Below are 12,269 nucleotides of genomic sequence, written 5' to 3' on the forward strand. Positions count from 1 at the left end.
TTAAGAACAAGGCCCTTAATTAAAACAGTGCGAATTGGCGAACTTGATTGTCCGCAGGACAATCCGCCCAGCGAGCGAATAAGAAGTTTCGAATTGAGACAGGTATGAGCATTGTTTTTATGTGTTATTAGCCATTAGCTTAAATTTTCCTAATTGGGATATTGCAGCTTTCAACACTTGCCAAGAAATTTGTGCTGTATGCTTGTCCGGATTAAATCCTGAGCTTAATTGTTCGAAGGGATGAATATAGTTTCTAAAATCTCGTAAAGAATGACTAAATTTTCTCACGTCCTCTTTTAAGATGCCAATTTCATAAGAAGTATCTATTAGGTTATTTAAAGTCCATAAATGCAATTTTTTAACTTTCCCTTCTTGGTCTTTTGGGGCTGACCTAGCAAGATTAAACTCTCTTGGCTGTTTTAAAGCAATTCCCAATAGAATTCCTTCCAAAGTACTACCACATAAAAATATAACAGAAAGAGGCGAATCCGAATTAAGGCATTTTTTGATTTCCTCAATTCTAATATTCAAAACGTCAATTATAATTCCATCTAAACCTAGAGATTCAAGTTTCACATCTTTAAACTCACGATTTAAAAACTCATCTTCTTTTAAATCACTATTTGATTGGGTTTGTTCAAAATCAATTTCGCCAGATTTAGTAAACTTTATTTCCTTTCCGTCTCTTATAACTTTCCAATTGTCAAAAGCCAAATATTGGTTAAAATCAGCAATAAATGCATCTAATTCTTTAAAGCGACCAATATAATTTACAGGTGCAAATAATTTTTTGATGCATTTGTCAATTTCAGGGGTTCCATTAATTAAATTCAGTTTCTCATCAGTATAAATCCAACGTGAAGGAAATCCTGGTCCATAAGTATCGCTAAAACCTAATTCATTAAAAAAGGCTACTATTTCGTGTCCTTTGCGATATTGAGTTTCTTCGTTTATTAACTCACGAAGTTTTTTTAATGTTTCAGTCTGTAATATCATCCAGTTACGCTCAGTTAGTTAAATAGTTTTCCCAAACTTCAGGATTCGTATTTTTTAATTTTCCTTCGATAAATTGAACGCCTTTATTAGATAAATTTCCAATTTTTTTGTAGGGTCCCCATTCTTGTCTTTTAATCAAATAATTTTTGACAAAATAACTTGGATTCGGATTGTTGTCAATTTTTTGATCAAAATGAGAATCCTCTAATTCTATATTTCCAAATGCTCTTGAGTGTGTAATCATACCACCAAGAAAAAACATATCGTCGATTTCTTCAAAATATACAATTGGATGAAAGGATTCATCTCTGTTCCTTTTCGCTCCTTGAATAATATTTCCTTTAGTAAATTTCTCTGTCATTCGGTTTCCATTTTGTGCCTAAACTCTCCATAACGAAAGTTGCGGCTAACATAATTTTTAACTGCTTTTCTAAAAAGTAGCCAAAAGTGCCAATTAGAGAGGTTTTCCGCTATCTGTTTTTTCATTATTGGCAGTTTTTTATTTTAGAATTTCCTTTAATGTTGTTTTATAAAAGTTAGACTGGCTAGGCTGATTTTCTTCTGAATTAATATTTTGTTCAAAATAGTATCTAACAAAGATTTCAAAAGGAGTTAAAGCAAACTCTGGCTGCAAGCAATATTCGTGATATTTATCAATTAACTCAAAAACCTCAATTTGGTTAGCTGCTAAATTATTTTCTTGGAATTCAAAAAAACTTAGATTTATAAACGTAATGTCGTTCACCTGGATATTTTTGATTTTTAATTTCTGAAGATTTTCTTTGAACTTATTTTTAAAAGTTTTATTAATTCCATCAAGGCTGAATGAAATGTCGGTATAGATTATAACTGGATAAATTTTTAAAATACTATTTGGCAAATTAGGATCAAAATTTATAGATTCTTCTTCTATGGTTTGAATTGAATTCAATAATTGAGTTATTCCTTTTGGTTTGTTGTTTTGATTTTTTTCAAATTTTTTTTCTAACTCTTCAAATAGGAAACTCTCATTTTGACTGTTTTTTGATTTTGCATTCAACATTACATCTTTAAATTCGGATAATAGAATTTTGTCTTTTTCTCTTACATAGATATCGCATAATTCTTCCTTCGAAGAATTCACACAATCTTCTCCAAAAAACAGGATATGTTGAGGAAAACACCTTTTGAAAATTTCTGGAACATATATTTCTTCCATAAATTCTTTTGCTTTTATGGATAGAAAATCCTTTGTAATACTTTTATCTTGAAGATATTTATTAAATGAGAATACCTGACTTTTGTAAAAATGATCAAACAGGAAATCTATATGAAGTATGAAAAACTGGCTTTTGTTTAAAGTAAATAAAAACTGGTTTCGTAATATTGAAAAACTGTTATCCGAAGAGTAATTTGAAATACTGCCATTAATAAATAAGGATTTTAAATAGTGTAAATTCAAATAATTTTTATCTACTTCACTTATCTGAATTAATTGTGTCCTCCAATCTTTTTCAATTCCAGAATTTGAAAAAATCCAAAGTAAGTTTTGAAACATCTCTTTGTAGTCGGAAACTTTTTTCTCTTTGTAATAATCTTGAAGTATTTGACTGAATCTATTACTGTTTTCCAAATATTTGAAAAATTCAACTCCTCTAGTCAGCTGATTTGAAAAATCTAGCGATGATGCATAATCCTTTTGATAGATAAAATTTGTTAGAGTAAATTTTTCAATTAAGCCACTTTGGCCGAGCTTTTTTATTTCATCAGCTTTCGCATCTATTTTTTTATTAACACCACTATTTATTAAAAGATAGATATCAAAGACTCTTTGTGCTTCTTCTGAGGTTAAATCTCTACCATCTTTATCATTAAAATTTTCAAAGATTTTTTCGTAGAAAATTAAATTTGATAAGGAATAAATAAAAAATGGACTATGTCCTTTCTTACCTAGTTTTTTAATTTGCGTTGCCCATTTCTGCTGAGTACTATTGGAGCATTTGGATAATAGTGAATTGGCTAAAGTAAATTGTATTTTTCCAGTATTTTCATCATTTTCTCTTAAATAAAGATTCAAATTAAAACCTGAAATATAATTTATTAAGGTAAGTGAAGGAATATTTTGGATCAGACTATTGATTTTCGGGAGTTCTCTTTTTTCATAAAACGTTTCATAATCAAGAAGGGTGTAAATTCTAATCCGGGTATCTTTCATTTAATAAGATGTATATAGTTTTAAAACTTGCTGCCAACAATGCGCTAATTGTGTTTGTTATTCCTTATATAGTTTATATAGCCGAGCAATTGTGAGGATGTTTTATCAATCCACTTTCTTACTTAAAATATTTTCTCAAAATTTGCTTTAATTTTACCTTTTAATTCCTCTCCTTTTTCAAACTGCTCCAGCAATTCAGCTTTTAAAATTTTCATCTTTTCTTCAAAAGGGATTCCGTCATCTTCTTCGGCTTCTGTACCTACATAGATGCCCGGAGTAAGTTTGTAATCCTGCTTTTGAACCTCGGCTATTGTGGCTGCTTTGGAGAAACCATCAACATCTTCATAATTCCCGTCGCGGTTTCTCCAGTTGTGGTAAGTTTCTGCGATTTTACCAATATCATCATCACTAAAAACCCTCAGTTTCCTGCTGGCCATAGTGCCCATTTTTGACCCATCAAGGAACAGGATCTCGTTGTTTCGTTCGCGGTGGGTGCCGTCTTTTCCGTCGCGGTTTTTGCTGAGGATGAAAAGGCAGGCGGGGATGCCGGTGGTGAGGAACAGCTTATCGGGCAGGCGAACAATGGCGTCTATCATAGAATTGTCTACCATATGCTGCCGCACGTTTTTCTCCCCTTTGTTGTTGGAGGTCATCGCACCGTTTGCCATTACAATTCCGGCAGTCCCGGTATCGCTCAAATGGTGCCAGAAGGTTTGCATCCACATATAATTGGCGCTGCCATCTGTAGTGAATTCTTCCTTGGGCCCAAATAACCGGGGATCGCCATCTGGCAGATCTTCCGGGTGCCAGTTGCTCACATTAAATGGCGGATTGGCGATGATATAGTCGGCTTTCAGGTTTGGGAATTTATCATCAAGCAAGGAATTCCCCAGTTTAATATCAAAAAAAAGGTCCCGCAGCATCAGGTTCATAAGGCACAACCGCAAGGTTTGAGCAGTCATTTCCTGTCCATAGATCGCGATGTCTTTTTTGTTTCCCCCGTGTTCTTTGATGAACTTCAAACTTTGCACAAACATACCGCCACTCCCACAAGCCGGATCAAAGATGCGACCTTTGTAAGGTTCCAGCAGTTCCACCAGCAGCCTTACAATACTTCCGGGCGTAAAGAACTGTCCCGCACCCGAACCTTCGGCCATTGCAAAACGGCCAATATAATATTCATAGATACGGCCCAGGATATCGCTTTCGGGATTTTCCTTTTCAGAAAATTTAGGGTGGGAGAGGAGGTTGATGATTCCGCCGGTTTGTTTGGGAGAAAGTTCACTCCGCACAAAGATCCGCGGCAGAATATTCACCAGCTGAGGGTTATAGCCCGTTAATAATTCCTGGATCACATCAAAGGCATCATCCACCTTCACCTTGATATCATCCTGCTCTGCATTGTCTTTCAAATACTGCCAGGAAGCGGTTTCGGGAATTTTAAAAGTATTCCGGGAACGGTATTCATCCCGGTCTTCCAGGACGTAATTGATCTCCTCCTTATCTGTAGTGTAATAATCAGATTCCGGATCATTCAGCTGCTCCTTCAATTCTTCGCGCACCACTTCATAGCGTTCGCTAAGGTGCTTTACAAATACAAGGGGTAAGATGTAGTTTTTATAGTTATTCTCAGATACCGCGCCGCGTAATTCGTTCGCCGCATCCCAGAGTTCTTTTTCAAAATCAATGTCTGCTTTTGCCATTAATAGATATATGGGGTGTGAAAAAACAGGATCTTGTAGGGATAGATCCTTATGTGGGAAAGTTAGTTAAAATATTTAACATGTAGGAAATGTTTTAAACACCTTTTGTAGGGGAAAGAATTTCCCTGTCAAAAATAAATGAAAAGGTAGAGGTGTTTTTACGGGAAACCGTAAGGGATATTACGGGATTTTGGAGTGGTATGTTTAATTTAAAAATACGAGGACTGAGGATTAGCGAACAGTTACTTGTAAATAGCAAGATCTGTGTGGGTAATCATTTCTATATTTCCTGCTTAGAAAAACTAAAGTCGAACAGGTCTTTGGGATGAACTTCTAAACCTTTAGCCAGTTCAATAATTGTCTGAAACTCCAGACTTTTTTGACCTTTTTCAATCTTTGAAATAGCACTAAAATCTATATCACATTTTTGTGCCAATTGCCTGTAGCTTAAATTTAATTCAGTTCTTCTTTTAAGTACATTTTTTCCAAATTTTTCAAGGTAAGTTTGATCTTGATTCATCTATGAGCCCTTAGATAAAGCAATCTCATGATTTTTAACACAATTTATGTAGGCAATACGAACTACAAATAAATGTTTTTCATATATTTACCTCATATTAATATATTTGCGAAACTTCTTAAGGTAAAATATTAGAAGCATTTCGCTTTGAATCTCGATCTAAAAACTGGTAATTTTTAAACACACGAGAGGATAAGCACAATGCTCACGACCCGGGCGTGGGCTTGCTTGTTGTGTGTAGGTATACCAGTGCCTTAGATCGATAAGTTGAGCATCCACGCCTTTTTGGTTAAAAAGGTCCTTCTTCTCAATTGTTTTCAAAGCTATCTTCTCTCAATTCCCTATAAGAATTCGCTTAAGCTAATTAGTTTAATCTCTGCTGGTAATTCCCTCCGGCTTAAAAGCGACTGCTTATGTTACAGCGTATTTTTGATTTATTACAACAAGGTCATCCCGATGCTTTGGAGCTTATCTATGCCAAATACCAACGCAGGATCTTTTGGCTGGGAAAGCAATTGATTCGTGATGAGTTTGTCATTGAAACCCTCCTTCAAGATACTTTTTTAAAACTCTGGGAGAAAAGAGAAGGCATTGAACGACCCGAGCATATTTATTTTTTCCTTCGCTATGTGATGAAACGGGAATGTACCTACTACTATTGTCGGCCCAAAAATGACTTTTACAGGAACATCAACAGGCTGGAATTTTATGAGAACTATCAGGAGTATATGCATGGTTATAACACACAGAAGGAAGATGAGCACCTAATAGATCAGGAAGCAGATCAGAAAGCCTTTGATAAGATTAAAAGCATTTTTCCTTTGCTCAGCGCCGAAAGAAGCCATCTCATGGAACTCTGCTTAAAATATGGCTTTCAGTATAAAGCGATTGCCAATGCCATGGGAGCCAGTATTACCTATACCAGCAATGAGGTAAAGAGAGCCATTGCGGATATCAAAGATATTATCCATAAAGGCAGTGCGCTGGAAACTCCATTTAAACCAGTAGCGGTTGTAAAGATAGAGGGTACCATGACCAAGGAACAGGAAAAGGTATTGCAGTTGCGTACGGAAAAGCAGTATTCTTTCGCTTCCATAGCCAAAGAGCTCAACCTCTCACAAAAGGAAGTACACAAAGAATTTATGGCGGCCTATAAACTGATGCAGGAGAAACATGAGCAACAACTAAAAGCCTCGTGATATGGCCACGGATACGCTCAAACTCACTCGCAAGATCCAGTTACTCATCGATCTGCCCACCAAAGAAGAACGAAAGGAGGCCATGGAGAAGCTTTACCTGTGGCGCAATAGATGCTACAGGGCAGCAAATCTTATTGTCTCTCATCTCTATGTTCAGGAGATGATCGAAGAGTTTTTTTACTTATCAGAAGGAATAAAGTATAAACTGGTAGATGAAAAGAAGGATGTGAAGGGAATGCTCAACCGTTCCCGGATCAATTGCACCTACCGGATGGTCTCCGATCGCTTTAAAGGAGAAATGCCCACCAACATCTTAACCAACCTCAATAGTATCATCCTAAGTTCTTTTAAGAAAAAAAGGCAGGAGTATTGGAGTGGAGAACGCTCCATCAACAACTTCAGGAGGAATATGGCTTTTCCCTTTGACATGGAGGGGGTTTGCGGATTGAAATACAATGCAGAGAAGAAAGCCTTTTGCTTTCAATTTTTTTCCATTCCTGTAAAAACATACCTGGGAAAGGATTTTAACGACAAGTGGGATCTGATGCATCAGCTGGTAAATGGAGAAATAAGAATGCGTACCTCTCATATCCAGTTAAAAGAGGGCAAGATCTTTTTGCTGGCCGTGTTTGAATTTGAAAAAGAAAAGCATGTCCTTAAACCGGAAGTGATCGCGGAAGCCAGGCTGTCCCTGGAATATCCCATAGCAGTGAAAATTGATAAGGCGAAACTCACCATTGGCAGCAGGGAAGAGTTTTTATACCGAAGATTGGCGATACAGGCCGCGATGAAAAGAACAGCTGAAGGAGCCAAATATGCGAGATCGGGCAAAGGCCGCAAAAGAAAAACAAAAGCTCTTGCCAGTTTTCGAGAGAAAGAGCGTAATTATGTTCACCATCGCCTGCATGTCTATAGCAGGAAGCTTATTGACTTTTGTATAAAACACCAGGCAGGAACGCTCATTCTCTTGGATCAGGAGAAGAAAATAGAACTGGCCAAAGAGGAAGATTTTGTGCTGCGGAACTGGAGTTATTATGACCTAATGACAAAAATAAAATACAAAGCCGAGAAAGCCGGTATTGAGCTTATAGTGGACTAAACAATAAAAGTGAGGGTGCTTGTACACCCGCAAGGTGAGGTGAACATCACACTCACTGAATGCCCTTGGCATATACAACGCGTGAGTGTTCTTATAAGAAAAAGTGCCAGGACCAGGATCAGAAATACTTATCTAATTTAAATAGAATAACACCGGGTAACAATATTATTGGATATAACCGAAAGAATTATGAGGGTGCTTGTACACCCGTATGGTGAGGTCACAGACACTCACTGAATGCCTATAGCATATACAACGGCGTGAGTCATCTTATTTTAGTGAACCTGGAATTATCAGTTCGGGAATAACGAATCATGTGTTGAGATAATTGAAATAAATAACCTAGGGTATTTTCTCAACTGGTTTGTAAAATTATAAAAAAAGCCACCTTTTTATTGGTGGCTCTTGGTATACACTGTTCAAGTTTTTACAAATTATCTATTATTTTCAATTATCAAAAGTTCCACATTGCTATTATTTCTTTTTAATCTTTGTAGTATACTCAATACCATTCCAGGTTCCTTTAATTATATACATTCCTCTAGGCAGTTCGCTAATATTTATTTGTTGTTCGTCCGTTTCTAATCTCAGAACCCCATGAAGATCAAAAATCTTAATGTTAAAGACGTTCTTAACTTCCTGAGAATTCGTTTCAGTTGTATTAAACGATCCAAGAGACACAAATGTTGACGAGGAAACGGAACTTGAGTTACCGCAAGGGTCCGGGGGAGGGAGGAATGCATAGGTATCTACACTAGTTGCTTGTAAAGTGTAGTTACATGGTTCTTCAGGAGGAGGAGTTAGGAATACTCTTATAATGGTCACGCCACAATCATTTTCTATAAACACATCAATCGTTCTATTCCAATAATTATTACTTCCATTACCAACAATTTTATATTCATTCCCATTATTGTAAGGACCCTCGAATCTTACTGTGGCAAAGCCAGAAGATGAAACTACTGAAAAAGTTGCAGGACCTGTCAGATTTTGCTCCGATAATTGTGAACCATCACCATTTATGTAAGCCCATGCCTGCCAAGAGGGAGCATCGGGGTCTAATGCAGAAATCTTTACATCTGGTTTACCAATGGAAAACCTTTTTGAAATTGAAGCACTTCCACATGAAGGACTATTGATCGTGACAGTAAGATCATATTCTCCTGTTGCGTTTGAATTATACGAGATACCCACTTCATTTGAATTGACATTGTTCAAAGTAATTCCCGATGAAGGAGAAATGCTCCAGGAATAATTGGCATCTCCATAATTCGGTATACTATAGGTTCCTGAGCTACATAAATTTTCAGGTCCGGTTATACTAATATTTTCACATACAAATGAACAATCGTATACGATAGGCACGGTTGAAGGGTCTATTTCCCTCGCCAGCCAATCACCGTTATCTTCGAATAAATCAAGATGCTCTTGATTATAATTAGTAATCAAAATGAGACCGTTTTCTGAAGCTATCCTTTCGATTTCAAATGGGTCTTCCCCGTATGATGTTATAAAATTAGCAAATGGGAAATCTTTTGGAGCCACAGGTGGTGAACTTGCTTTATAAACGTCCCTATAATCGGAATCAGTTAATTCTACAAAACCCTTACCAATATCCAAAGCACTAACAGTAGGGACTAAAACAAAATCTGGATCACTTACAACACTCATATTTAATCCATACCAGGCATTAGATTCCGCACTAGAGGAAGAAGGGATTCCAGTTGATACCACACCTCCAGGATAATAATCATACGGCAATGAATTGGAAGGTGAATTAATATTTTTATTAATTATGGTTGTAGTAATATTAATTAGCCACAACACCTTTTTTGTAAAAGATACATTTGCTGAATAAATTTCCCTTGTATTTCCCTGGCTCGGTTGGGCGTTAACCCGAATATCTGCATCTAACCTGCTGTTGCCTGGCAAAACTCCAAATAGAAATCCTGGTTCAAAAGTAAATATTGTGGTGGCCAAAAAGACCGCATTATTTGTTAGATTTCCTATGGGGTATAAATTAGTAAGTATATCTGTTAGCCATCCCGTTTTAACCTGTCCGTTTAAGCTAAACAAAACATCACCAGGACTGAACCCTTGGGTATTGGCACATTGGCTGCCGTTCGAAATAGCCACATTTCTGGTCTGCTGGGGATATCCTTTTTCTTTTAAATCTGTTTGCCAGTCTGAATGAACTGAATTATCTATAAGATAGTTTCTGTTTACCCACTGGACCAACATCTGTTTTACCGCTGGCTGATCTAAAAGATTTAAATTGTCTGAAAGCCCAACGCCATTATTAAAGATGGGCAAAATCTGATCCCCACCGAACAATTGAACAGGAGATTGAATATACTGGTTTCTCGCATTCCTTGCAGCGTATTGATAACCTAATGGAACGTTTGCCCCTAAATGTGGAGAATCCTGACTTACAAAAAGACGGGTGTCGTGTTCCAAATCATCATCATCTTCCATATTTTTTAGAGCATATCGGGCGACTAATCCTCCCATACTCTGTCCAATAACAACATTTGGTTCGTTAGTAGTTTTCTCATCATTCACCCACTCAATAACTGCTTCCAAGGCATATGCATTTCTCTGGATATAATCAGTTCCATCATTCCAGTTAACATAAATGATATCATATTCTTGATCATTATCAAAGAAAAATTCACTACCTAATAATTGGGTGTTTAGGAGCTGGCTTGAAGATCTGTTTACTTCATTAAGAAAGGACAACAAGTCTGATTCTCCAAATGGATTTTCTGGTGCCATTACCCTCCCAAGGTCTAAGCCTTCAGCAACAATTAACGGACGCCTTATTTCTCCATATGTATTTCCATAATTTATTTGTAATGTCACATTGCCATAAGAGGATTCAATTGCTTTTGAAGAAGAAATCTCAAGCGTTTCAATACTGCAATTATTTGCTCCACCCGTTCCATAAGGACAATGATAAGGGATACTGTTAAAGTTTAATTTTGAATGACTTAATAAAACACCCCCTGTAGTTAAGGAAATTTTATAGCCCCAGGTTTTTATACCCTCCGTTGCATAGCTTACCGATAATTGCTGCCCGGGAGTAACATTGACATATCCGTTTCCATCACCAAAATCGATTTGAACAGCCTGAACAGAACTGGAATCATTTGTATACCATAAGTCAGAGGGAAATTTAACATTGAAATTTAAACCGTCGTAATTTATTACTGAAGGCGAAATAGCAAAAAGTCTCTCCTCTTCATAAGGGTTTTGCCATACACCATTCACGTATTTATCGTAGAGCTTGTTATTTGAAATGGTAATTTTATTAGGGTAGGCATTTTCAATGAATTTTGAATATTTAAAATATAACCCACTTAACGTGATGGTATTCTTTTCTCGTTCATCCATCCAATTCTTTTCGAAATTTTGATATGAGACAAACCCTTCACTAACACCCGGATTAACTCTGGACATTAAAAGTGTACTGTATAACTGTTTTAAAGTACCTGGATGGACATATGAACTATCGGAGATAGTTCCTGAATATGCTTCTAAAGAAGAATATTCCATAGCAAAATCCTGAAGTAATCCATTAGGAATTTTGGATTTGTCTAAATTAGAAAATGCGTCATTTATCTGATTAGCAAAGGAAGTATTTACTTCAATTTCATCTGGAAGACCGGGTGGTATTATGAGCTGAGAAAACATAGGAAATGTTGCCCACAGCAGCAGGAAAAGTAATTTATATTTCATAAGATAAGGTTTAGTAAAAAAAGAATTGTTTGTAGTACGGCTTATTTTTAATATATGACGTCAAACCTGCCATTTCTAATTTCAACGATTTCTTCTCCCTCTTTATCTACCGCATCAAACCAGAATGTTCCGGAAACAATCCGTTTCTCAGTATCTAGTTTTGAGATATGTAATTCACCGCGGTGTTCATCACTTGTTACGAATCCCCCCAAATGAAGATCATTATAGCTCGCAAGACTATGTGAATCTTCACTCTTCAATTCGTACATCTGGCCTTCAACTAATTTTTCATTCCGTACCTCGATAAACATCATTTTACTTTTTCCTGAAGTTCTATTCACTATATTTAATCCAAAAACAGAATCATCATCATCGGAATATTTATACTGGACGAAAAGAACTGAACCAGTATTTAATCCTCGCCCCCCTGGCACCAGTGCCTTTCCGTTAACAAGACAACCCGCTGTATTAGCACCAGTTTGCGATATTGGCGGCAAACAATCTATGGGGTCATCACATTCTTTTTCTTTAGAACAGGAAGCTGTAATAATGGCTAAAAAAAAGCTTAATTTTATTAATGTCAGTCTCATAATAAGGGAGTAGAAATTCATTAGGATAAACTTATATTATTATTAATAAAAATTGTTATTTATTCCCGTAAAAAAAGTACGGGTTTTTTGTTGTTCTAATTCCAGTTATTGACAGTCTTATCAAATCGACATCACTCTGGATTTTTTTATCTTATCATATTAGATCCTCCCATTAAGTAGTAAGCCTGCTATTTCAACTAGACTATAAGTTTAATCTGTGAATTATATTT

9 protein-coding genes are annotated in these 12,269 nt (G+C 36.3%); 2 read left to right on the plus strand and 7 right to left on the minus strand.

Going from position 1 to position 12,269, the window contains the following annotated elements; translation table 11 throughout:
* Window positions 1-117 precede the first annotated feature (117 nt).
* The 5 genes from ACOV1Q_RS15560 to ACOV1Q_RS15580 form a co-directional block, all read right to left on the minus strand.
* A complete protein-coding gene (locus ACOV1Q_RS15560) occupies window positions 118-996 on the minus strand; it encodes a hypothetical protein (protein ID WP_424495322.1) in 879 nt (292 codons plus the stop codon).
* Window positions 997-1,006: 10 nt separating this feature from the next.
* Window positions 1,007-1,357, minus strand: coding sequence for a hypothetical protein (locus ACOV1Q_RS15565; RefSeq protein WP_424495323.1), 351 nt, complete (start codon window positions 1,355-1,357; stop codon window positions 1,007-1,009).
* Window positions 1,358-1,495: 138 nt separating this feature from the next.
* Window positions 1,496-3,190, minus strand: coding sequence for a hypothetical protein (locus tag ACOV1Q_RS15570; RefSeq protein ID WP_424495324.1), 1,695 nt, complete (start codon window positions 3,188-3,190; stop codon window positions 1,496-1,498).
* 122 nt (window positions 3,191-3,312) lie between these two features.
* Window positions 3,313-4,893, minus strand: coding sequence for a type I restriction-modification system subunit M (locus tag ACOV1Q_RS15575; RefSeq protein ID WP_424495325.1), 1,581 nt, complete (start codon window positions 4,891-4,893; stop codon window positions 3,313-3,315).
* 280 nt (window positions 4,894-5,173) lie between these two features.
* Complete coding sequence (locus ACOV1Q_RS15580) at window positions 5,174-5,413, minus strand: helix-turn-helix domain-containing protein (RefSeq protein ID WP_424495326.1); 240 nt, start codon at window positions 5,411-5,413, stop codon at window positions 5,174-5,176.
* Window positions 5,414-5,826: 413 nt separating this feature from the next.
* Here ACOV1Q_RS15580 and ACOV1Q_RS15585 point away from each other — a divergent pair, with 413 nt between their 5' ends.
* Both ACOV1Q_RS15585 and ACOV1Q_RS15590 read left to right on the plus strand, forming a co-directional pair.
* A complete protein-coding gene (locus ACOV1Q_RS15585; RefSeq protein ID WP_424495327.1) occupies window positions 5,827-6,612 on the plus strand; it encodes an RNA polymerase sigma factor in 786 nt (261 codons plus the stop codon).
* 1 nt (window position 6,613) lies between these two features.
* A complete protein-coding gene (locus tag ACOV1Q_RS15590) occupies window positions 6,614-7,711 on the plus strand; it encodes a hypothetical protein (protein ID WP_424495328.1) in 1,098 nt (365 codons plus the stop codon).
* 474 nt (window positions 7,712-8,185) lie between these two features.
* On the opposite strand, the gene ACOV1Q_RS15595 is transcribed toward ACOV1Q_RS15590, so the two are convergent.
* Window positions 8,186-11,449: a T9SS type A sorting domain-containing protein gene (locus tag ACOV1Q_RS15595; RefSeq protein ID WP_424495329.1), complete on the minus strand. Its 3,264-nt coding sequence runs from the start codon at window positions 11,447-11,449 to the stop codon at window positions 8,186-8,188.
* 47 nt (window positions 11,450-11,496) lie between these two features.
* Window positions 11,497-12,039 (minus strand): Riean_0653 family protein, encoded by a 543-nt coding sequence (locus tag ACOV1Q_RS15600; protein WP_424495330.1) that lies wholly within the window; start codon window positions 12,037-12,039, stop codon window positions 11,497-11,499.
* Window positions 12,040-12,269 lie beyond the last annotated feature (230 nt).

Origin of the sequence: Salinimicrobium maris, from assembly GCF_049680855.1 — a bacterium.
In the GTDB taxonomy this organism is placed as follows: domain Bacteria; phylum Bacteroidota; class Bacteroidia; order Flavobacteriales; family Flavobacteriaceae; genus Salinimicrobium.